This is a genomic window from Candidatus Sarcina troglodytae, assembly GCF_015708635.1.
GTDB lineage: Bacteria > Bacillota > Clostridia > Clostridiales > Clostridiaceae > Sarcina > Sarcina ventriculi.
The window spans coordinates 41,513-63,151 of record NZ_CP051754.1; the positions used below are offsets into that span (position 1 = coordinate 41,513).

The 21,639-nt window shown below is 28.6% G+C and carries 22 protein-coding genes and 1 tRNA gene; 22 read left to right on the forward strand and 1 reads right to left on the reverse strand.

Annotation, left to right across the window (positions count from 1 at the left end; translation table 11 throughout):
* Positions 1-86 precede the first annotated feature (86 nt).
* The 20 genes from HH195_RS00190 to HH195_RS00285 all read left to right on the forward strand — a co-directional run bounded on the left by HH195_RS00190 (position 87) and on the right by HH195_RS00285 (position 18,589).
* Positions 87-1,598 (forward strand): cobyric acid synthase, encoded by a 1,512-nt coding sequence (locus tag HH195_RS00190; RefSeq protein ID WP_196371160.1) that lies wholly within the window; start codon positions 87-89, stop codon positions 1,596-1,598.
* 20 nt (positions 1,599-1,618) lie between these two features.
* Positions 1,619-2,455 carry a sirohydrochlorin cobaltochelatase gene (locus HH195_RS00195; RefSeq protein ID WP_058993989.1) on the forward strand — a complete coding sequence of 279 codons (837 nt, stop codon included), beginning with the start codon at positions 1,619-1,621 and terminating at the stop codon, positions 2,453-2,455.
* Complete coding sequence (locus HH195_RS00200) at positions 2,443-3,756, forward strand: cobyrinic acid a,c-diamide synthase CobB (RefSeq protein WP_196371161.1); 1,314 nt, start codon at positions 2,443-2,445, stop codon at positions 3,754-3,756. Before HH195_RS00195 ends, HH195_RS00200 begins: the two co-directional genes overlap by 13 nt.
* A gap of 58 nt (positions 3,757-3,814) precedes the next feature.
* Positions 3,815-4,438, forward strand: coding sequence for a precorrin-8X methylmutase (locus HH195_RS00205; RefSeq protein ID WP_055260120.1), 624 nt, complete (start codon positions 3,815-3,817; stop codon positions 4,436-4,438).
* On the forward strand, positions 4,438-5,514 hold the full coding sequence (gene cbiD / locus HH195_RS00210) for a cobalt-precorrin-5B (C(1))-methyltransferase CbiD (protein ID WP_196371162.1): 1,077 nt from the start codon (positions 4,438-4,440) through the stop codon (positions 5,512-5,514). Before HH195_RS00205 ends, cbiD begins: the two co-directional genes overlap by 1 nt.
* A gap of 13 nt (positions 5,515-5,527) precedes the next feature.
* Complete coding sequence (gene cbiE / locus HH195_RS00215) at positions 5,528-6,130, forward strand: precorrin-6y C5,15-methyltransferase (decarboxylating) subunit CbiE (RefSeq protein WP_196371163.1); 603 nt, start codon at positions 5,528-5,530, stop codon at positions 6,128-6,130.
* A gap of 2 nt (positions 6,131-6,132) precedes the next feature.
* Positions 6,133-6,693, forward strand: a complete 561-nt coding sequence (cbiT, locus tag HH195_RS00220; protein WP_196371164.1) for a precorrin-6Y C5,15-methyltransferase (decarboxylating) subunit CbiT — start codon at positions 6,133-6,135, stop codon at positions 6,691-6,693.
* Positions 6,694-6,713: 20 nt separating this feature from the next.
* The gene (locus HH195_RS00225) at positions 6,714-7,379 is read left to right on the forward strand and encodes a cobalt-factor II C(20)-methyltransferase (protein WP_196371165.1); all 666 of its coding nucleotides are present in this window, start codon (positions 6,714-6,716) and stop codon (positions 7,377-7,379) included.
* Between the two features lie 34 nt (positions 7,380-7,413).
* On the forward strand, positions 7,414-8,163 hold the full coding sequence (gene cobM / locus HH195_RS00230; protein ID WP_058993944.1) for a precorrin-4 C(11)-methyltransferase: 750 nt from the start codon (positions 7,414-7,416) through the stop codon (positions 8,161-8,163).
* 20 nt (positions 8,164-8,183) lie between these two features.
* The gene (gene cbiG, locus HH195_RS00235; protein ID WP_371811660.1) at positions 8,184-9,152 is read left to right on the forward strand and encodes a cobalt-precorrin 5A hydrolase; all 969 of its coding nucleotides are present in this window, start codon (positions 8,184-8,186) and stop codon (positions 9,150-9,152) included.
* Positions 9,152-9,883, forward strand: coding sequence for a precorrin-3B C(17)-methyltransferase (gene cobJ, locus HH195_RS00240; protein WP_196371167.1), 732 nt, complete (start codon positions 9,152-9,154; stop codon positions 9,881-9,883). The genes cbiG and cobJ overlap by 1 nt, the downstream gene beginning before the upstream one ends.
* Positions 9,877-10,677, forward strand: coding sequence for a cobalt-precorrin-6A reductase (locus HH195_RS00245; protein WP_196371168.1), 801 nt, complete (start codon positions 9,877-9,879; stop codon positions 10,675-10,677). Before cobJ ends, HH195_RS00245 begins: the two co-directional genes overlap by 7 nt.
* A 176-nt stretch (positions 10,678-10,853) precedes the next feature.
* Positions 10,854-11,825 carry a 3'-5' exoribonuclease YhaM family protein gene (locus tag HH195_RS00250; RefSeq protein WP_196371169.1) on the forward strand — a complete coding sequence of 324 codons (972 nt, stop codon included), beginning with the start codon at positions 10,854-10,856 and terminating at the stop codon, positions 11,823-11,825.
* Between the two features lie 240 nt (positions 11,826-12,065).
* Positions 12,066-12,398, forward strand: coding sequence for a hypothetical protein (locus HH195_RS00255; protein WP_196371170.1), 333 nt, complete (start codon positions 12,066-12,068; stop codon positions 12,396-12,398).
* 80 nt (positions 12,399-12,478) lie between these two features.
* Positions 12,479-13,327, forward strand: coding sequence for a 3-hydroxybutyryl-CoA dehydrogenase (locus HH195_RS00260; protein WP_196371171.1), 849 nt, complete (start codon positions 12,479-12,481; stop codon positions 13,325-13,327).
* Positions 13,328-13,496: 169 nt separating this feature from the next.
* Positions 13,497-14,708 carry an acetyl-CoA C-acetyltransferase gene (locus HH195_RS00265; protein WP_196371172.1) on the forward strand — a complete coding sequence of 404 codons (1,212 nt, stop codon included), beginning with the start codon at positions 13,497-13,499 and terminating at the stop codon, positions 14,706-14,708.
* A 103-nt stretch (positions 14,709-14,811) separates the two neighbouring features.
* On the forward strand, positions 14,812-15,594 hold the full coding sequence (locus HH195_RS00270; RefSeq protein WP_195926378.1) for a short-chain-enoyl-CoA hydratase: 783 nt from the start codon (positions 14,812-14,814) through the stop codon (positions 15,592-15,594).
* A gap of 29 nt (positions 15,595-15,623) precedes the next feature.
* The gene (locus tag HH195_RS00275; protein WP_055260107.1) at positions 15,624-16,763 is read left to right on the forward strand and encodes an acyl-CoA dehydrogenase; all 1,140 of its coding nucleotides are present in this window, start codon (positions 15,624-15,626) and stop codon (positions 16,761-16,763) included.
* Positions 16,764-16,782: 19 nt separating this feature from the next.
* Positions 16,783-17,562: an electron transfer flavoprotein subunit beta/FixA family protein gene (locus HH195_RS00280; RefSeq protein WP_196371173.1), complete on the forward strand. Its 780-nt coding sequence runs from the start codon at positions 16,783-16,785 to the stop codon at positions 17,560-17,562.
* Positions 17,563-17,581: 19 nt separating this feature from the next.
* Positions 17,582-18,589 carry an electron transfer flavoprotein subunit alpha/FixB family protein gene (locus HH195_RS00285; protein WP_195926376.1) on the forward strand — a complete coding sequence of 336 codons (1,008 nt, stop codon included), beginning with the start codon at positions 17,582-17,584 and terminating at the stop codon, positions 18,587-18,589.
* Between the two features lie 82 nt (positions 18,590-18,671).
* Here HH195_RS00285 and HH195_RS00290 read toward each other — a convergent pair whose 3' ends face one another.
* A complete protein-coding gene (locus HH195_RS00290) occupies positions 18,672-19,832 on the reverse strand; it encodes a L,D-transpeptidase (protein ID WP_055260104.1) in 1,161 nt (386 codons plus the stop codon).
* A gap of 157 nt (positions 19,833-19,989) precedes the next feature.
* Here HH195_RS00290 and pepT point away from each other — a divergent pair, with 157 nt between their 5' ends.
* Together pepT and HH195_RS00300 are read left to right on the forward strand one after the other, a co-directional pair.
* Complete coding sequence (gene pepT / locus HH195_RS00295; RefSeq protein ID WP_196371174.1) at positions 19,990-21,210, forward strand: peptidase T; 1,221 nt, start codon at positions 19,990-19,992, stop codon at positions 21,208-21,210.
* 269 nt (positions 21,211-21,479) lie between these two features.
* Positions 21,480-21,556, forward strand: a tRNA-Arg gene (locus HH195_RS00300).
* Positions 21,557-21,639: the final 83 nt, after the last annotated feature.

The window sequence follows — 21,639 nt, forward strand, 5'->3', positions numbered from 1 at the left end:
GTAAAAATTCTATCTATATGAGCATATTTTTAGTTATTTTGATATAAAATTGATTATTTATAAATAAAGAATGTAGGAGGAGTTAAATGAATAATGTTATTTTACTTGGAACGGCTTCTGGTGTTGGAAAGAGTACATTAGCAAGTGCTATTTGTAGGTATTTAAAAAAGAAAGATTTAAAGGTTGCTCCTTTTAAGGCTTTAAATATATCATTAAACTCTTATGTAACAATAAATGGAGATGAGATGGGGCGTGCCCAAGTTGTACAGGCTAGGGCTTGTGGAATAGAGCCTATGGCTATTATGAATCCACTTTTATTAAAACCATGTGGAAATAATAAAACTCAAATAATTTTAAATGGTAAAGTTTATTCAAATATGGATTCTTATAAGTATAAAGAAATGTGTGAGTTTTTTAGAGAAGAGGTTAAAAAAAGCTATGAAGATATTTCTAAGAAATTTGATTTTATAGTTTTAGAAGGTTCTGGAAGTTGTGCAGAAATAAATTTGAAGGATACGGATATAGCAAACACATATATGGCTAAAAGTGTGAAAGCACCAATAATACTAGTAAGCGATATAGATAGAGGTGGAGTTTTTGCCTCAGTTTTGGGAACCATAATGCTTTTAGATGAAGATGAAAGAAAACTTTTAAGGGGAGTTGTAATAAATAAGTTTAGAGGAGATAAAGATAAATTTAAACCTGCTATAAAGCAACTTGAGGATTTAATAGGTGTTAAAGTTTTAGGAGTAATGCCTTATTTTAGGTTGGATATAGAGGATGAAGATGGGGTTAGTGACAAGATAAAAAATAAGAACTCTAAAGAAAATAATTTAGATGTAGCAATAATTAGACTTAAACATATGTCTAATTTTACTGATTTTAATTCATTTAATAGAGTATCTGGAATTTCAGTTAGATATGTAGAAACGTTAGAAGAGCTTAAAAATCCTGATGTTATAGTAATTCCAGGTACTAAAAATACTTTGTTTGATTTAAATGAGCTTAAAAATAATGGTCTTTTTGAAAAAATAAAAGATTTGGTTAATAAAGAAAAAGTTATTTTATTTGGTATTTGTGGGGGATATCAAATGTTAGGACAAAGTATCAAAGATCCTTTAGGTATAGAAGGAAATATAAAAGAAGAAGAAGGATTTAAATTTTTAGGTATTTCAACAGAATTTAATGAAGTGAAAACATTAAAGCATATAAACGGTTATATTGTTTCAAGGCATGATTTAATGAGTAATTCTTTTGGAAAAAAAGTTATAGGATATGAGATACATAATGGTAGAAGTGAGATTTTAGATGATAAAAATGTATTTATACAAGATGAAAATAAGAACATTTTAGGACTTTCTAATGAAAAAGGAAATGTTTATGGAACTTATATCCATGGGATTTTTGATTCAACAGAGTTTTTAAATTCTTTAGTAGAAACTTTTAAAGAAAAATTTAATAAAGATTTATTAATCACAGAAGAAAATAAAAAATTAAGTTATGATGAGTATAGAGAAAAACAATATGATGAACTTTTAAAGCTAATGGAAGAAAATTTAGATATGGAAGAATTAGATAGAATCTTAGGATTAAAATGATTAAAGAAAGAGGAGAAATAATGAAAAAAGCAATTTTAGTGATAAGTTTTGGTACAAGCCATTTAGACACAATAGAAAAAACAATAGATAAAGTGGAAGGAAAAATAGCAGAAACATTTAAAGAGTATGATGTTTTTAGAGCTTTTACATCTCATATGATAATAAGAGCTTTAGATAAAAAATATGGTATAAAGATAAATAAACCAGAAGAGGTATTAGATAATCTTTATAGAGAGGGTTATAAGGAAATTGTTATTCAACCTCTTCACATTATTTCAGGAGAAGAGTTTGATTATATAAAAAATGTTGTTAGAATTTATAAACAAAATTTTGAAATATTAAGATTATCAAGGCCTCTTTTATACTTTGAAAATGAGGAAGAAAAAGATTATACAAGCTTTATAAATGCTTTAGATACTTTTTTACCAAAGAGTGAAGGATATGTTTTAGTGGGACATGGGACTTTCCATCCAAGCTTTGCAACTTATGGATGTCTTCAAAACATATTAAGTGAAAATGATAAGGAAAACTTTTTAATTGGAACTATAGAGGGGTATCCGTCAGTTGATAATGTAATAAAAAGATTGAGAAGATTAAATATAAAAGATATTACTTTGGTGCCATTTTTGCTTGTAGCAGGAGATCATGCTAAAAATGATATAGCGGGTGATGATGAAGATTCATGGAAGTCTATTCTTAAGGCTAATGGATTTAATGTTAATGTATTTTTACATGGTCTTGGAGAGTTTGAAGCTATATGGGATATGTATATAAATCATTTAAGAGAAACAATAGACGGAAAAGTTTTAGGAAAAGGTGAAACGAAAAAAGGAGCTAAAGTGTTATGCACTCAATAATAATATCATCTAATGAGAGTGGTGGAGGAAAAACTACTTTTACTTTAGGGCTTTTAAAAGCTCTTATGAAAAGAGGATATAAAGTTCAAGGTTATAAAGTGGGGCCAGATTATATAGATGGAGATTTTCATACACTTATTACTGGGAATACTTCAAGAAATTTAGATGCTTATTTAATGGGGGAAGAAGGAGTTAAGGAGAGTTATTTAAGAGGTGAAGGAGATTTAGGAATAATAGAAGGCGTTATGGGACTTTATGATGGGAAAGGCATAGATACTGAATTTTCAACCTATCATATATCAAAAATTCTTAACCTTCCGATAGTTTTAGTAATAACTCCAAAGGCAAAAAGTACAACTTTGGCAGCAGAGCTTAGAGGAATATTAGAGTTTAAGGATGCTAATATTGCTGGTATAGTTTTAAATAGAGTAAGTGAAAAGTATTATAATCTTTTAAAATTTATAATAGAAAAACATACTAAACTTAAGGTTTTTGGATATATACCAAAAATAGAAGAAGTTAAGTTTAAATCAAGACATTTAGGGTTAGTTCAGGGAATAGAGATTAAGGATTTAAAAGATAAAATTGATATATTTAGTGATATTATAGAAAAATATATTGATTTAGATAGTATTATAAGTTCCTTCAAAGAAAGTAACATTAGAATAGCAAATAGAGAAAAGTTTAAACTAGAAAATTTAAATTTAAATATAGGAATTGCTTATGATGAAGCATTTAGATTTTATTATAAGGAAAATATAGAGCTTTTAAAAGAGGCTGGGAGGGTAACGTTTTTTAGTCCATTAAGGGATAAAAAATTACCTGAAGATATAAATTTTCTTTATATAGGTGGTGGATATCCAGAAATATTTAAAGAAGATTTAAGTAAAAATAAAGAACTCCTTTTAGATATAAAAGAAAAATTGAATAACGGTCTTAAATGTTATGCAGAATGTGGAGGACTTATGTATTTAACTGAAAATATAGATGGATTTGATATGGTTAAATATTTTAGTGGATGCTCTTATATGACAAATTCATTAAATAATTTTGGGTATAATACAGCAAGAGTCTTAAAAGATAATAATATGTTACCTAGTAATTTAGAAATAAATGCTCATGAATTTCATAAATCAAAGGTAAAAATTAATGAAGAAACAATATATGAAATAAGAAAAAAAGATATATTTTTAAAGGATAATTATTGGAGATGTGGATATTTAAAAAACAATACATTGGCAACTTATGCGCATGTTCATTTCTTTGGTAATATTGAATTTATAAAAAATATTTTAAAATAAACTTTATTATGTTAATTTTATATATGAGTGAAATAAGTATAGTTTAAGGAGGAATTTTATGGGCTATATAAAAGTTCCTATGGATATAGAAAAGAGAAGTTTTGAAATAATTGGAGAAGAAATGGGCAACCATGATTTTTCTGATAGAGAACTAAATGTTGTAAAAAGAGTTATTCATACAACAGCTGATTTTGAATATAAAGATTTAATTAGAATAGATGAACAAAGTATAGATAAGGCACTTTCTCTTTTAAAAAAGGGGTGTAAAATATATACAGATACTCAAATGATTAAATCAGGTATAAATAAAAAAGCTTTAGAAAAGTTAGGTTGCGAAATTGTAAATTATGTTTCAACGGAAGAGGCTTTTAGAATAGCTAAAGAGAAAAATATTACACGATCTATGGCAGCCATTGAAATAGCAATGAATGAAGGAATAGAGTTTTTCGTTTTTGGTAATGCACCAACTGCTCTTTATAGATTAATAGAGCTTTATAGAGAAGGAAAAGCTAAACCTAAATTTGTTATAGGTGCTCCTATTGGTTTTGTTGGAGCTTCTGAGAGTAAGGAGGAACTTTTAAAAACTGATTTAGATAACATAACAATAAGGGGAAGAAAAGGCGGAAGTACTGTATCAGTTGCAATTGTTAATGCCCTTATGTACATGGTGGTTGATAGATAATGTTTGAAATGTATATTGAAAGCTTTGGTAAAAAGCTAAGATGTGGATATACTACAGGTTCTTGTGCAACGGCAGCAGCAAAAGCGGCTACTTATGCACTTTTTAATGGGAAATCATTAGATTATGTTAATATACTTACTCCTAATAATATAAATATTGAAATAGAGGTTCATGAAACAAATTTTTATGAAGATTACGTTGAATGTTTAGTTAGAAAGGATGGCGGAGATGATATTGATGTAACTGATGGTATTTTAATAGGTGCAAGAGTTAAAAAAGCCAATGAATTTTCTATTGATGGAGGCGAAGGGGTTGGAAGGGTTTATGCTGATGGTCTTAGTATAAAAAAAGGTGAAGCTGCGATAAATCCTGTACCAAGACTTATGATAGAAAAGGCTGTTAAAGAAATTAGTGAAAATGAAAGATTTGAGGTTGCTGTTGAGATATTTGTGCCAGATGGAGAATTAGTAGCAAAAAAGACTTTCAATAGTAGATTAAATATTTTAAATGGGATATCTATTTTAGGTACGACAGGTATTGTTTATCCTATGTCAGAAGAAGCTTTAAAAGCATCAATAGCACTTGAGATAAGTCAAAAAATTTTATATAGCAAAGAAATTATTTTAGTATTTGGGCATATGGGAGAAAAATTTGCTAAAAATTTAGGATATGATGAAAAGAAAATGGTCATAATGTCTAATTTTGTAGGATTTGCTTTAGAAACTTGTGTAAATAAGGGGGCTACTAGGGTTACTATAATAGGGCACATAGGAAAAATGTGCAAAATAGCTTATGGATGTTTTAATACTCATAGCAAAGTGTGTGGTGTTAGACTTGAGGTTATAGCTCTTGAAATGGCTCTTTTAGGCCATGACATGGAGTTTGTAAAAAGAATTTTAAATGAGAAAACAACAGATGGAGCAGTAAATACTTTAGGAAAAGGAAATGAAAAATTATATCAAAATATAGCTAAAAAGATTAAGTCATCTGCAATAACATACATTCGTGGAGAAGTTGATATTGATGTTTTAGTCTATAAAGGAACCGTAGATTCGGAAATTTTAGCTAAAGCTTAAGGAGAAAAAATTTATGATTTATATAGTTGGGATAGGTCCTGGGCATGTTGATTATATATTAAAAAAGGCAGAAAATATTATAAAAAATAGTGATTATGTTATAGGATTTTCAAGGTCAATAGATACTTTAGAATCTATGATAAAGGGCAAAAAAATAAAAGTTAAAAATTTAAAAGAGATATTAACTTATATGGAGAATCTAGAGGGAGATATATCAATTTTAGCCTCTGGTGACCCGTTATTTTACGGTATAGCAGATTATATATCAAAAAATTTTAATAGAAATTTTGAAGTAATTCCTGGTATAAGTTCTTTTCAGTATTTAACAGCTAAAACTAAAAGGGTTTGGAATAAGACATTTTTAGGAAGTATGCATGGTAGAGAAGAAAAATTTTTAGAACATGTAAAGAATAATTGTAAGACCATTTGGCTTACTGATAATAAAAATACTCCAAAATCACTATGTGAAATACTCATTAAAAATAATATAAATTGTACTATTATTGTGGGTGAAAATTTATCTTATGAAGATGAAAGGATAGTTCAGGGGAATCCTAGAGAGATATTAAATTATGAATTTTCTAATCTATCTGTTATGATGGTGGAGGTGAAATAGTTTTGAAATTTATAAAGGATGAGGAATTTATAAGAAGTGATGTTCCTATGACTAAGGAGGATATAAGAATACTTACTTTTGCTAAATTAGAACTAGATTCAACTTCTAATTTTTTAGATATAGGGAGTGGAACGGGAAGTATGACTGTTCAAGGTTCAAAGATATGTAAAAATGGGCAAGTTGTATCTATTGAACGTGATGAAGAGGCTATAAAGACTACTAAAATTAATATAGATAAGTTTAATTGCACTAATATAAATCTTATTGAAGGAGATGCAATAGAAGTTTTAAGTAATATTAAAATGAAGTTTCACGGAATATTTTTAGGTGGAACTGGTGGAAATATGGAATGTATTATAGATAAATCATTAGAACTTTTAGAGAATAATGGTATGTTAGTTGCAAATTTTATTACCATAACTAACCTTAATGCTTTTTGTGATTATGTAGAAAAAAAAGGCTTAAAGGTTGATGTAACAATGCTTCAGGTTTCTAAAGCTAAAGGAAGATTGAAGATGTTAATTGCGAATAATCCGATTTTTACAATAAGCGTAAGAAAATAAATATAAAAGGAGAATTTTTAATGGCAAAGTTTATAGGTGTTGGAGTAGGTCCTGGAGATAGTGAGCTTTTAACTGCAAAAGCTATAAGGATAATAAATGAAAGTGATGTTTTAATATGTCCAAGCTCTCAAGAGGGGGGAGAAAGTATTGCATATGAAGCGATAAAGCCTTATGTTAAGCAAGAAAAAGACGTTAGAATAATTCATTTTCCTATGGGAAAATCAAATACTAATGAGAAGGTAAAATTGGCTTATAATCTTATAGAAGGTCTTTTAAATGAAGGTAAAGACGTAGCTTTTTTCACTTTAGGGGATCCTTATATTTATAGTACATATACTCATATTTTAAAGCATTTTGAAAGTGAAAAATATGAGGTTCAAACTATCCCTGGAATAACGTCGTTTTGTGCTTCAGCAAGTCTTACAGATATGCCTCTTTGTTTAGGAGATGAACCTCTTTTAATACTTCCAGGTAGAAGTATTGATAAAATAAAAGATGAAAAGTATGTAGTTGTTATGAAGGTTTATAAATTAGAAGAAAAGATAATAAATGTTCTTGAAGAAAAAGGATTTAATTATGTTTTAGTTTCAAGGGCTGGAAGAGATGGACAAAAAATATTGCACAAAAAAGAAGATATATTAAATCATAGAGATTATATGTCTTTAATAATAGCTAATAGAGAATAGATTATAAAATTTATTGTATTATGGAGGTAAAATTATGATTTACTTTATAGGAGCAGGTCCTGGAAATGTAGATTTAATAACAGTTAAAGGACGTTCTATTTTAGAGAAAGCAGATGTTGTTATATATGCAGGTTCTCTAGTGAGCCCTGAGCATTTAAGGTTTTGTAAAAATGGAGTTAAAATTTATAATTCAGCTTCTATGACTTTAGAGGAAGTTATAAGTGTTATGAAAGAAGCTAGTGAAAATAATTTAGAAACAGTTAGACTTCATACTGGAGATCCTAGTATTTATGGTGCAATTAAAGAACAAATGGATGAACTTATAAAGCTTAATATAGAATATGAGGTAGTGCCAGGGGTTAGTTCTTTTGTAGCAGCGGCTGCCTCGATAAAGAGAGAATTTACATTGCCTTCAGTATCTCAAACGGTAATTTTAACTAGAGTTGAAGGAAGGACTAAGGTTCCTGAAAAAGAGGATTTAGAAAAATTAGCTTCAATAGGAGCATCTATGGCATTATTTTTATCAATATCTATGATAGATAAAGTTGTTGCAAAGCTTAGAAAAGGTTATGGAAGGAATGTTCCTATAGCTGTAATTGAAAGGGCTACCTGGCAAGATGAACGAGTAATATTTGGAACTCTTGATGATATAAGTGAAAAGGTAAAGGAAGCAGGCATTAAAAAATGTGCTCAAATATTAGTTGGTGATTTTATAGATTGTGATTATGAAAAAAGTCTTTTATATGATAAATCATTTACCCATGAATATAGAAAAGGTATCTAAAAATGATTGCTATTATAAGTGTGACGAAGCAAGGAGATAGGATTTTATTAAAGTTAAAAGAGTATTTTACTTGTGAAATTTTCTCAAAGTATATAGATGAAAATTTTAATTTTAGTAATTGTGTTAAGCATATTTTTGAAAGTAAAAAGTATGATGGTATTATCTTTATATCATCAACTGGTATAGCTGTAAGGGCTATAGCTCCTTATATAAAAAGTAAAACAAATGATCCAGCTGTAGTTGTTGTAGATTGTTATGGTAAATTTTCCATAAGTCTTTTATCAGGGCATTTAGGAGGTGGAAATTTGCTGTCAAGTAAAGTTTCTAAAATTTTAAGTGCTATAAATGTTGTAACTACTGCAACTGATATAAAGAATGTTGTAGCTCCTGATATTATTGCAAAAGAAAATAATTTTATAATAGATGATTTAAAGATTGCAAAAAATTTTGCAGTTAAGCTTTTAGATGAAGAAGTTATAGGGTTTTTAGATGAGTTTAAATGTATAAATACACCTAAAGGATATAATGAATTTAATGATAATTTAAAAAATGTTCTATGGATTACTAATAAAATTCAAAGACATGATTTAAAAGGCAAGAATGTTTTAAAACTTATAAAAAGAAATATAGTTTTGGGTGTTGGTTGCAAAAAAGATACTGATGAAAAACATTTAATTTCTAAGGTTTTGGAATGTTTAAGAGAGAATAATATAGATAAGAGATCAGTTTTGGCTATAGGAAGCATAGATATTAAAAAAGATGAAAAAGCAATTTTAAGTTTAAAGGATACTTTAAATTGTGATTTTAAGGTATTTACTAAAGAAGATATACTTCCAATAGAAAGTCAGTTTGAGATAAGTCGGTTTGTAAAGAAGACTATAGGTGTTGGGAATGTTTGTGAACCTTCAGTAAGGCTCTTAGGTGGAGAAATTATTTTGAAAAAACAAAAATTAGATGGTGTAACACTTTGTATAGGAGAGATAAAATAATGAAAAAATTATATGTTGTAGGAATTGGGCCAGGCTCAATAGAGAATATGACACTTAAAGCTTATAACGTTATAAAAGAGTGTGATGTTATAGTTGGTTATACTAAATATTTAGATATGATAAAGGAAATAATAGAGGGAAAAGAACTTTATTCTACAGGAATGAGAAGTGAAGAGGAAAGATGTAGACTTGCCATAAAACTTGCTAAAGAAAAAGATGTAGCAATAATAAGTACTGGAGATGCAGGAATATATGGAATGGCTGGACTTATTTTAGAACTTTGTAACGAAGAAGAAATAAAAAATGTAGTTATAGTTCCAGGAATAACTGCCTCATCTGCTGCAGGTTCAATAGTTGGAGCACCACTTATGCATGATAATTGCAATATAAGTTTAAGTGATTTAATGACTCCATATGATGAAATAAAAGAAAGAGTGGATTTTGCTGCTAAGTCAGATTTTATAATTTCATTATACAATCCTAAAAGCAAGGGAAGACCTCATTATTTAAAAGAATGCATGGATATCATAAGGCAATATAGAGATAGTAAAACACCAGTAGCTATTGTGAAACATGCATTAAGAGAAGGTCAAAATTCATTAGTAACTACAATTGATAATATAGATTATGATTTAGTTGATATGATGACTATTGTTATAGTAGGGAATTCCAAAAGTTATATTAAAGATGGACAATTTATAACTCCAAGGGGATATAATACAAGATGTTAGGATTTATTTTAGGTACATCAGATGGAAAAAATCTTTTAAAAGATATCAATAGGTATACTGATGATTTATTTTTATCGGTATCTACAGAATATGGAGGAGAACTTTTAAATGATGTAAAATGTAAAGTTCTAAACACTAGACCATTAGATAAAAAAGAGTTAATTGATGTCATAAAAGAAAATAATATAGATATTTTTTGCGATTTTAGTCATCCTTATGCTGTTAACGTAAGTAAAAATGCTGTGGAAGCTTGTAGTATTTGTGGTATTGAATATATAAGGTTTGAAAGAGAATCTTCAATTGAAAAATATAAAGATAAATCTCTTATTCATATGATAAAAAATCTAGATGATTTTAAGGAAAAGATAAAAAATAAATCTGGAAATATATTAAATGCAACAGGGGTAAATAGAGTTTCTGATCTTATAAATATGAATCTAAATAATAGAATAATTCATAGAATACTTCCAACTAAAGAATCCATTGAAAAAGCTATTAATGGAGGAGCAAAAATAGATGATATAATAGCTATAAAAGGTCCTATAAATTATGAATTAGATTTAGCTTTTCTAAAAAATTATGATATAAAAATTTTTTTATTTAAAGATAGTGGTAAAAAAGGTGCAACTGAAGATAAAGTAAAAAGTGCATTAGAACTTAATATTGATTGTTTTATTATAGAGAGAGAAAAAATAGATAAACATAACGTTTTTTATAAAGAAAAAGATGTTTTTAACCATATAATGGAAAATTATATAGTTAAGAATAAGAATTTAATTTTAGATAAAATATAATAAAGAAAATATATTAATTTTTTTATAAAAATAGATTAAAAATAAACTAGGATTTTTAGTCTATTTTTTTATTTTAAATGTATTATTAATAAAACATAGTATAATATTAGTATAATTAGAAAGATAAAATGATTAATTTTTAGTAGAAAATATTTTAATGTGGAGATGATAATTTTATGAGTAATACTATTCCAATTAGAAAGATAAATGAGTTTGTAAAAAATGAAAGAAGTGAGGGATTTTATTTAATAAAATCTGTAGATTTAAAAACTACTAACTCCAATGGCAAAAAGTATTTAGATTTTGTTCTAGCAGATGGAACAGGAGAAATTACTGCTAAGAAGTGGGAAGTTAAAGAAGTGGAGGAGAGTGAATTTAGAGCTAATACCATAGTTAAAGTTAGAGGAATGGTTACAAGTTGGCAAAGTTCTCTTCAACTAAAGGTAGAACAAATAAGAAATATAGTTTCAGAAGATAAAGTAAATATAGACGATTACGTTCAAAGTGCACCAATTGATAGTAAGACAATGTTTGAAACTATAAAATTTTATATTAATAATATGAAAAATGAAGATATAAAAAATATAGTTAATTTAATGGTAGAAAAAAATAAAGAAAAATTAATGTATTACCCGGCAGCAAAAAAAAATCATCATTCTATAAAAAGCGGACTTTTATATCATATAACTACAATGTTGAATCTTGGTGAAAAAATTTGTAGTATATATGATTTTTTAAATACAGATTTAATTTATGGAGGGATAATTCTTCATGATTTAGCAAAAATAAAAGAAATGGCTTCTAGTGAACTTGGGATAGTTGATGATTATACATTAGAAGGGACTCTTTTAGGACATATAACTCAAGGGGTTAAGGAGATTGAACTTGCAGGGCAAGAGGTAAAGGCTGATAGAGAATCCATGATTTTATTAGAACATATGGTACTATCTCATCACTATGAGCCAGAATACGGTAGCCCTATAAAACCAATGATTCCAGAGGCTGAAATTCTTCACTATATTGATTTAATAGATGCACGAATGTATGATATGAGAAAAGTAACAAATGAAACTGAGGTTGGAAAATTTTCAGAAAGATTATGGTCTTTAGAAAATAGGAGAATATATAATCATGGATTAAATGATTAAATTTTGATTTTAGGGATAAAAAATATTTTTTATCCCTAAAATTTTGAATTGAATATTGAAACATTTTATAAAAAATAAATTTAAATATACTTTGATTAATAATTATATAAAATATTAAATTAATTGTAATATTAGTTATTTTATAGTAATAATATAAGAGTAGCTATGCTATAATTTATTTGTGATTGTTAAAAAAATAATTATAAAATATATAAAAATTTATATTTAGGGGATGATCGCATGTCAAAGTATAAAGTTGGGGATGAATTGTTGATAATAAAGGATCCAAACAAGGAAGCTCAAAAATTAAAAGATTCTACTTTTTTAAAAGTGGACGGAGAATATTCAACTTTATCTTGGGGAATAAAGATTATTAATGTTGAATATGATAGACCCAATGTAACCTTAACTTATGTTAATGCAAAAGGAGAAGAAAATAAAGTTTTTGCTTGTTGTAAAGATATACAAAATTTTGACAAAGAATTAGTTTTAGAAAAAGCTTTGTTAAAAGCTTTTCAAAATGAAATTATAAATATAACTGTAATTAGAAATAGTAATTGTAAATGTAAATAATTAAAGAAATAATTATGAGTATAGTTTAATATATAATAGTAACATTAAAGTTTAATGTATTTTAGGAGGAATAAAATATAATGGAAAAGATTTTTGTAATTGGAGCCGGAACAATGGGCTCTGGAATAGTTCAAGCGTTTGCACAAAAGGGCTATGAAGTAATAGTTAGAGATATAAAGGATGAATTTGTAGACAGAGGAATTGCAACAATAAATAAAAACCTTTCTAAATTAGTTGCAAAAGGAAAGGTAACTGAAGAATTCAAAGAAAATGTTTTATCAAAGATTACAGGAACTACTGATTTAAATTTGGCAGCTGATTGTGATTTGGTTATAGAGGCTGCTGTTGAAAATATGGACATAAAAAAAGAGATATTTTCACAACTTGATAAAATATGCAAGGTTGAAACAATTTTAGCTTCAAATACATCATCTTTATCAATAACAGAAGTAGCATCTGCTACAAATAGACCTGATAGGGTAATAGGAATGCATTTCTTTAATCCAGCTACAATTATGAAATTAGTTGAGGTTATAAAAGGTATGGCAACCTCTCAAGAAACTTTTGATAAAGTTAAGGAATTATCATTTGTTATAGGAAAAGAGCCTGTTGAGGTTGCAGAGGCTCCTGGATTTGTGGTTAATAGAATATTAATTCCAATGATAAATGAAGCAGTAGGAATATATGCAGAAGGGGTTGCATCTGTGGAGGATATAGATACTGCCATGAAATTAGGAGCTAATCATCCAATGGGTCCTTTAGCTTTAGGTGATTTAATAGGATTAGATGTGTGTTTAGCAATTATGGATGTGTTATATAACGAAACAGGTGACACAAAGTATAGAGCACACAGTCTTTTAAGAAAATATGTTAGAGCTGGATGGCTTGGTAGAAAATCAAGCAAAGGTTTTTACGATTATAATGCATAATTTGAAGCTAGTTTAAATATATAATTATTTGTGAGTGCTTATTCAGTTAGATTTCATTATCTTTCTGAATAGGTATAATGAAAAAGCTGTCATTTATTTTACATAATTTTCATAGCTTATTAGGGGTAAATGATATATAGAAAATTTTAAAAAAGTGGGGAGATTTATTATGTCAAAAGTGTATATAGTACAAGCAAAAAGAAGTCCAATAGGAAAATTTTTAGGAACACTTGCACCAGTTGCACCAGCAGCTTTAACAGCACAAGTTATTAAAAATGTTATAAATGAATCAGGTGTTGATGTAAAAACTATAGATGAAGTTGCAATAGGTAATGTTTTGTCAGCTGGTCATGGTCAAAATATAGCAAGACAAGCTTCAATAGCTGGGGGGATTCCTGTGGAAGTTCCAGCATATACAGTTAGTATGGTTTGTGGGAGTGGATTGAAGAGTGTTATAAATGCGTATACTTCAATAAAGGCAGGACTTGCAGACGTAGTATTAGCAGGTGGTGTTGAAGTTATGTCTCAAGCGGCTTTTGCAGTAGATGGTAAAACTAGATTAGGTAATAAAATGGGAGATTTAAAATTAAAAGACACTTTATTATCAGATGGATTAACTGATGTATTTAATAATTATCATATGGGAATAACTGCTGAGAACGTTGCAAAAAAGTATGGATTAACAAGAGAAATGCAAGATGAATTTTCTTATAAATCTCAAGTAAGAGCGATTGAAGCTGTTGATTCTGGTAAATTTAAAGATGAAATAGTTCCTATAGAAATAAAAGGAAAAAAAGGAACGGTAGTATTTGATACTGATGAATACCCAAATAGAACGACAAATTTAGAAAAACTTTCAAAATTAAGACCGGCTTTTAAAAGTGATGGTACGGTAACAGCTGGTAATGCATCAGGTATAAATGATGGGGCAACCATAGTGTTAGTGGCTTCAGAAAAGGCTGTTAAAGAACAAGGATTAACTCCGATAGCTGAGATAACATCCATAGGACAAGGTGGAGTAGATCCATCAATTATGGGAATGGGCCCAGTAGCTGCTATAAATGACGCAATGAGAAGGTGTGATGTTCAATTAAAAGATATGGATTTAGTTGAATTAAATGAAGCATTTGCAGCTCAAAGTTTGGGTGTTATTAATGAATTAAAGAATCAATATGAAGAAATAGATGATGAGTGGGTTAATAATAGAGTTAATGTAAATGGTGGAGCTATTGCATTAGGACATCCATTAGGTGCATCAGGTGCTAGAATATTAACTACGCTAGTTCATGAAATGAAAAAGAGAAATGTTGAAAATGGACTTGCTTCACTTTGCATAGGTGGAGGAATGGGAGTTGCAGTAACTGTTAAATTAGTAAAATAATTTACCCATTGTAGTTTATAAATTATAATAAAGTTAAATAAATTCAAAAAGCCTAGTCACTAGATTTTAGAGAGACTAGGCGTATTAAAAAGGAGAATGTGGCATGGAGTTAAAAAACGTCCTTTTAGAAAAGGATAGTAATATAGCTGTTATTACGATGAATAGACCTAAAGCTTTAAATTCTTTAAACTCTGAAACATTAAAAGAGTTAGATAAGGTTATAGGAATTTTAGAAAAGGATAGTGAAATATATGCTGTTGTATTAACAGGTGCTGGGGAAAAAGCTTTTGTTGCAGGAGCAGATATCTCAGAAATGAAAGATTTAAATGAAGAACAAGGAAGAGAATTTGGTTTATTAGGAAATAGAATATTTAGAAGAATTGAAAAATTAGATAAACCTGTGATAGCAGCTGTGAATGGATTTGCTTTAGGTGGTGGATGTGAACTTGCAATGGCTTGTGATATAAGAATTGCATCTACAAAGTCAAAATTTGGTCAACCTGAGGTAGGGCTTGGAATAACTCCAGGTTTTGGCGGAACTCAAAGGCTTCCTAGAATTGTTGGAGTTGGAAAGGCAAAGGAACTTATTTATACTTGCGATATAATAAAGGCTGATGAAGCTTTAAAAATTGGATTAGTAAATAAAGTTGTTGAACCAGAAGTGCTTTTAGAAGAAGCTAAGGCTATGGCAAAAAAAATAGCACAAAATGCACCAATAGCTGTTAAATTATGTAAAGATGCCATAAATAGAGGAATGCAAGTTAATATAGATGATGCTATTGATATAGAAGCTTATGATTTTGGAAAATGTTTCTCAACTAAAGATCAAAAGGAAGGAATGACTGCCTTTATAGAAAGAAGAGAAAAGAATTTTCAAAATAAATAATGTTATAAAATATTGGGAGGGAGATTCAAATGAATTTTGAATTAACAAGGGAACAAGAACTAGTTAGACAAATGATTAAAGAATTTGCTGTAAATGAAGTTAAACCATTAGCAGCTGAAATAGATGAAACAGAAAGATTTCCTATGGAAACAGTAAAGAAAATGGCTGAGCTTGGAGTAATGGGAATTCCTTTTTCACCAGAGTATGAAGGAGCTGGTGGAGATGTATTATCATATATTTTATGTGTTGAAGAATTATCGAAAGTTTGTGCAACAACAGGAGTTGTGTTATCAGCGCATACTTCTCTATGTGCATCAGTTATAAACGAATTTTGTACACCAGAGCAAAAAAATAAATATTTACCAGACTTAGCTTCAGGTAGAAAAATTGGGGCATTTGGTTTAACAGAACCAGGGGCTGGTACAGATGCAGCAGGTCAACAAACTACAGCTAGATTAGAAGGGGATAACTATATTTTAAACGGAAGTAAGATATTCATAACAAATGGTGGAGTTGCTGAAACTTTTATAATATTTGCTATGACAGATAAGAGCAAAGGAACAAAAGGAATATCAGCATTTATAGTTGAAAAAGGCTTTTCAGGATTTTCAATAGGTAAAGTTGAAAATAAAATGGGGATAAGAGCTTCATCAACAACTGAACTTATATTTGAAAATTGTGTCGTTCCAAAAGAAAATTTAATTGGAAAAGAAGGTCAAGGATTTAAAGTAGCTATGAAAACTTTAGATGGCGGTAGAATTGGAATAGCTGCACAAGCTTTAGGAATAGCTGAAGGTGCTTTAGATGAAGCGATAACTTATTTAAAAGAAAGAAAACAATTCGGAAGATCGTTATCTGCATTCCAAGGTTTACAATGGATGGTAGCTGAAATGAGCACTAAAATAGAAGCAGCAAGGTTTTTAGTGTATAAAGCTGCATGTTTAAAAGATGCAGGAAAATCATATACAGTAGATGCTGCAAGAGCAAAATTATTTGCTGCTGAAGTTGCTATGGAAGTAACAACTAAGGCTGTTCAATTATTTGGTGGATATGGATATACTAAAGAATATCCAGTAGAAAGAATGATGAGAGATGCTAAGATAACAGAAATATATGAAGGAACTTCAGAAGTTCAAAAAATGGTTATTGCAGGAAGTCTTTTAAGATAATTTAAGGAGGACATTAGATATGAATATAGTAGTTTGTTTAAAACAAGTACCAGACACCACAGCAGTTAAAATAGATACAAAAACAGGAACACTTATAAGAGATGGTGTTCCATCAATTATAAATCCAGAAGACAAGCATGCTTTAGAAGCAGCACTTGAAATAAAAGATAGGCATGGAGCTCATATAACAGTAGTTAGTATGGGACCTCTTCAAGCACAAAATGCCTTAAGAGAAGCATTATGTATGGGAGCGGATGAAGCCATTTTAATATCTGATAGAGCATTTGCAGGATCTGATACTTTAGCAACATCAAAAACTTTAGCTGGAGCTATAAGAAAATTAAATTATGACATAATATTTGCTGGTAGACAAGCGATTGATGGAGATACAGCTCAAGTTGGTCCAGAAATAGCTGAGCATTTAAATATACCACAAGTAACTTATGTTCAAGGTATTGAAGTAAAGGATGATAGTTTAATAATAAACAGAGCTTTAGAAAATGGATATGAATTATTAGAAGTTAAGCAACCAGTTCTTTTGACTGCTATAAAAGAATTAAATGAGCCAAGATATATGAATGTTAGAAATATATTTGGAAAGGTAGATAAAGAAGTAACTATATGGACAGCTGATGATATAGATGTTGATAAGGCAGAATTGGGACTTAAAGGATCTCCAACAAAGGTTAAAAAATCAATGACTAAAGAAGCTAAAGGGGTTGGAGAAATAGTTAATAAGCCAGCACAGGAAGCAGTAAGTTATGTATTTGGCAAATTAAAAGAAAAACATTACATCTAAGATTAGGAGGAGAAAAGTAATGAATATAGCAGATTACAATGGAGTATGGGTGTTTGCAGAGCAAAGGGAAGGTCACTTAGAAAAAGTTTCTCTAGAATTATTAGGAGAAGGAAGAAAAATTGCTGATAAGTTAGGTGTTAAATTAACAGCATTATTACTGGGCAGTGGAATAAAGGATTTGGGCAAAGGTTTAAGAAATCATGGTGCTGATGAAGTTTTAGTTGTTGACAATAAAGAGTTAGAGCATTATACAACAGATGGATATACTAAAGTTATTTGTGATTTAGTAAATAAAAGGAAACCAGGAATATTATTTATAGGAGCAACGTTTATAGGAAGAGATTTAGGACCTAGAGTTGCTGCAAGATTAGAAACTGGACTTACAGCTGACTGTACTTCTTTAGATGTAGATATTACAAATGGAAATTTACTTGCCACAAGACCTGCTTTTGGTGGAAATTTAATGGCTACAATAGTTTGTCCTGATCATAGACCACAAATGGCAACAGTAAGACCAGGTGTTTTTGAAAAGCTTGAAGAAGAGGAAAAAGAAGGCGGAGTTGAAGAGATTCCAGTTAATTTATCTTCTGAGGATATAAGAACTAAAGTTTTAGAAATTGTTAAGGAAAATAAAGAAATAGTTGATATTTCTGAAGCTAATTTTATAGTAGCTGGTGGAAGAGGAATGGGTTCACAAGAAAATTTCAAATTACTTTATGAACTTGCTGAAGCATTAGGCGGAGTAGTTGCAGCATCAAGAGCTGCAGTAGATAAAGGATGGTTAGATAAGGCTTATCAAGTTGGACAAACTGGTAAAACAGTAAGACCTAATATATATATAGCTTGTGGTATATCAGGAGCAATACAACATGTTGCTGGTATGCAGGATTCAGATTTAATTATAGCTGTAAATAAAGATGAGTCAGCACCTATTATGAAGATTGCGGACTATGGAATAGTTGGAGATATAGTTAAAGTTATTCCTCAAATGATAGCAGAAGTTAATGCTATAAAAGAAGGAAAATAATTAAAGTATATAGATTGAGTGGAAAAAAGGTATTATTAAAACTTAATAATACCTTTTAAAATTTATTTGTAGTAATTTAAAATTAATAGATTATTATTTTGCTTCCATCTAAAACATTATCATATAGCCATTTAGCATCCTCGGTATCAAGTCTTATACAACCATGTGAAGCTGGTTCTCCTAATGTTTCATCTAAAATAGTTTCTTGGTCTTCTGCAAATGGGATAGAATGAAATAAATAGTTTCCCATAAATTGCACATAATATTTACCTCCTTGACCATATTTAGATGCGAAAAACCAAGGTGCTCTAGTTTGAACTTCAAATATTCCAATTGGTGTTTCTTTATTTTCAATTCCAGTAGAACAAACAAATTCCTTTTCTAATTGCCAATTATTTGAATTTCCCGTGTATATATAGGTTTTTTGTTCACTGATGTTAACAAAGACTAATTTATCTGTTTTACTATCTATATCGAAGGTATTTATTGTTGATGAGTCTAATTTATTGTAAAAGGAAGACATTGCTTGGGCTGAATTTGCATTACTGTTTATGCTATCTTCACTATATTCTTCTAGATAATTCATTCTAAGTTTTTTTATTTCTTCTAATTTGTTAAGCAGTTCTATATTGTAATCTAGTTTTTTTAGAGAATCTTCTATGATGGTTATAGCTTCAGAAAACGCATTATTTTCTATTAGATTGTTTACTTTATTAAAAATTTCTGATTTTAAAACATCTATACATTGTTTTTTATAATCTAAAATTTCACTATAATTAGGATAAAAAGAACTTATTTCATTAAAAGAATTTAAAGATTCTTCATAATTTTTATCATTAAATAAAGATACTGCCTTTGAATATGCTTCGTTTGATGAAGAAATTAAAGGAAGATTTTTTTTTATTGTTGTAGTTTGAGTTGTGTTTAAGTTAAGATTTTCTAATGTTGTTAATTTTAAAAGTAAACTTTCTTGAGATATGTTGTTTGATAAATAATTATTGTTTAACTGATCTAAATGTTCATTTAATATGTCATTGCATGTATTTTTTAATTTTAAAGTATTTATTAAGTTTAAATGTTTATTAGTTAAAATATTATTAGCTTCTATATAATTTTCAGAATTTATGTATTCCTTAAACTTATTTAAGTTATTTTTATAAAATAAAAAACACACTAGTAAATATAAAATTGTAAGATTTATACTTATTAATATATAAGTTTTTATTTTTTTATTTTTATTCATAAAAACAAATCTCCTTTTATTAATAATTATTTTAAATTATTTCCAAAAAAATAACTGTTTAAACAATAAGTTTAGTTTTAAAATAATCATTAGTAATGTATAATAAGTTTATGCAATTAATGACAAATTAAATTTAAGAATTTAAGGTGGTGTTTTTATGAAAAAAGTTGAGGAAAGATTTTTAGAATATATAAAAATAGATACTAAATCTGATGAAACAACTAAGGTTACTCCAAGCACTAAAGGTCAATTAGAATTTGGAAAAGTATTAGCTAGTGAATTAAAAAATTTAGGATTATCAGATGTTAAGATAAGTAATGATGGATATATTTATGCTACATTAGAGGGGAATTTAGATAAAAAGGTTCCTACAATAGGTTTTATAGCACATATGGATACAGCTCCAGATATGGATGGTAAATGTGTTAACCCTAAAATAGTGGAAAATTATGATGGAAAAGATATAAATTTAAATGATAGTGTTATTTTATCACCGGAGTTTTCGCCAGAACTTAAAGGATATATAGGTCAAACTTTAATAACAACTGATGGAACAACGCTTTTAGGAGCTGACGATAAAGCTGGGGTTTCTGAAATTATGACAGCGGTAGAATATTTAATTAATCATCCAGAAATAAAGCATGGTGATATAAAAATAGCATTTACACCAGATGAAGAGATTGGAGAAGGGGCTGACCATTTTGATGTAGAAGGTTTTGGAGCAGATTTTGCTTATACATTAGATGGTGGACATATTGGAGAATTAGAGTATGAAAATTTTAATGCAGCAACTGCTACTGTTTTAATAAAAGGAACTAATGTACATCCTGGTTATGCAAAAGGAAAGATGGTTAATTCAATGATGTTAGCGCATGAGTTTATTTCCAAACTTCCTTTAGATGAAGTACCTGAAAAAACAGAAAAATATGAGGGCTTTTCACATCTTATATCAATGAGTGGTGAAGTTGAAGAAACAAAATTAGTATTTATAATTAGAGATTTCTTTGAAGATACTTATGAAAGCAGAAAAGAAAGATTTGTAGAAATAGAAAAAAAATTAAACAAAAAATATGGAGAAAATCGTGTAACCGTTGAAATAAAAGATAGCTATAAAAACATGAAAGAAAAGGTTGAACCTGTAATGTATATTGTTGATATGGCTAAAAAAGCTATGGAAAGTGCTAATGTAACTCCACTTGTGAAACCTATAAGAGGTGGCACAGATGGAGCAAGATTATCTTTTATGGGTCTTCCAACTCCTAATATATTTACAGGAGGAGAAAATTTTCATGGAAAATATGAATATATACCTGTAGAGTCTATGATGAAAGCAGTAGATGTAATTTTAAATATAGTAAAAGAGAATAATAATCTATAACTAAAAATAATGTTTTATTAAAATAATTTTATTTTAGGTGTAAAAAGTAATATTATATTAAATAGATATTTTGTATTTTTATTTAAAATCAATATTGTTTTAGACAATGTTGATTTTAAATATTTTTATTAGGAATAAAATAGTTTTAATTTAAGTAGAACAATGTTGTTTTACAATATATTTTATCTATATATGTAATTAACTTTTTTTGTTAAAAACTCAGTATTTATTGATTTATTTTAATAATTATGATATTATAATATTGATATGCGGTGGTAGCTCAGCTGGATAGAGTAGTCGGCTACGAACCGATTGGTCGGGGGTTCGAATCCTCTCCGCCGCACCAATATTTTAAAAGTCTAATTTTCATTATTGAAGATTAGACTTTTTTGCATTTAAAATAAAAAAGTATTTTATACATAACTATAA

What these genes read in the sequence shown, in the direction of transcription:
- HH195_RS00190 (WP_196371160.1), top strand. Translation starts at nt 87, where the DNA reads ATGAATAATGTTATTTTACTTGGAACGGCTTCTGGTGTTGGAAAGAGT.
- HH195_RS00195 (WP_058993989.1), top strand. Translation starts at nt 1,619, where the DNA reads ATGAAAAAAGCAATTTTAGTGATAAGTTTTGGTACAAGCCATTTAGAC.
- HH195_RS00200 (WP_196371161.1), top strand. Translation starts at nt 2,443, where the DNA reads ATGCACTCAATAATAATATCATCTAATGAGAGTGGTGGAGGAAAAACT.
- HH195_RS00205 (WP_055260120.1), top strand. Translation starts at nt 3,815, where the DNA reads ATGGGCTATATAAAAGTTCCTATGGATATAGAAAAGAGAAGTTTTGAA.
- cbiD (WP_196371162.1), top strand. Translation starts at nt 4,438, where the DNA reads ATGTTTGAAATGTATATTGAAAGCTTTGGTAAAAAGCTAAGATGTGGA.
- cbiE (WP_196371163.1), top strand. Translation starts at nt 5,528, where the DNA reads ATGATTTATATAGTTGGGATAGGTCCTGGGCATGTTGATTATATATTA.
- HH195_RS00225 (WP_196371165.1), top strand. Translation starts at nt 6,714, where the DNA reads ATGGCAAAGTTTATAGGTGTTGGAGTAGGTCCTGGAGATAGTGAGCTT.
- cobM (WP_058993944.1), top strand. Translation starts at nt 7,414, where the DNA reads ATGATTTACTTTATAGGAGCAGGTCCTGGAAATGTAGATTTAATAACA.
- cobJ (WP_196371167.1), top strand. Translation starts at nt 9,152, where the DNA reads ATGAAAAAATTATATGTTGTAGGAATTGGGCCAGGCTCAATAGAGAAT.
- HH195_RS00245 (WP_196371168.1), top strand. Translation starts at nt 9,877, where the DNA reads ATGTTAGGATTTATTTTAGGTACATCAGATGGAAAAAATCTTTTAAAA.
- HH195_RS00250 (WP_196371169.1), top strand. Translation starts at nt 10,854, where the DNA reads ATGAGTAATACTATTCCAATTAGAAAGATAAATGAGTTTGTAAAAAAT.
- HH195_RS00255 (WP_196371170.1), top strand. Translation starts at nt 12,066, where the DNA reads ATGTCAAAGTATAAAGTTGGGGATGAATTGTTGATAATAAAGGATCCA.
- HH195_RS00260 (WP_196371171.1), top strand. Translation starts at nt 12,479, where the DNA reads ATGGAAAAGATTTTTGTAATTGGAGCCGGAACAATGGGCTCTGGAATA.
- HH195_RS00265 (WP_196371172.1), top strand. Translation starts at nt 13,497, where the DNA reads ATGTCAAAAGTGTATATAGTACAAGCAAAAAGAAGTCCAATAGGAAAA.
- HH195_RS00270 (WP_195926378.1), top strand. Translation starts at nt 14,812, where the DNA reads ATGGAGTTAAAAAACGTCCTTTTAGAAAAGGATAGTAATATAGCTGTT.
- HH195_RS00275 (WP_055260107.1), top strand. Translation starts at nt 15,624, where the DNA reads ATGAATTTTGAATTAACAAGGGAACAAGAACTAGTTAGACAAATGATT.
- HH195_RS00280 (WP_196371173.1), top strand. Translation starts at nt 16,783, where the DNA reads ATGAATATAGTAGTTTGTTTAAAACAAGTACCAGACACCACAGCAGTT.
- HH195_RS00285 (WP_195926376.1), top strand. Translation starts at nt 17,582, where the DNA reads ATGAATATAGCAGATTACAATGGAGTATGGGTGTTTGCAGAGCAAAGG.
- HH195_RS00290 (WP_055260104.1), bottom strand. Translation starts at nt 19,832, where the DNA reads ATGAATAAAAATAAAAAAATAAAAACTTATATATTAATAAGTATAAAT.
- pepT (WP_196371174.1), top strand. Translation starts at nt 19,990, where the DNA reads ATGAAAAAAGTTGAGGAAAGATTTTTAGAATATATAAAAATAGATACT.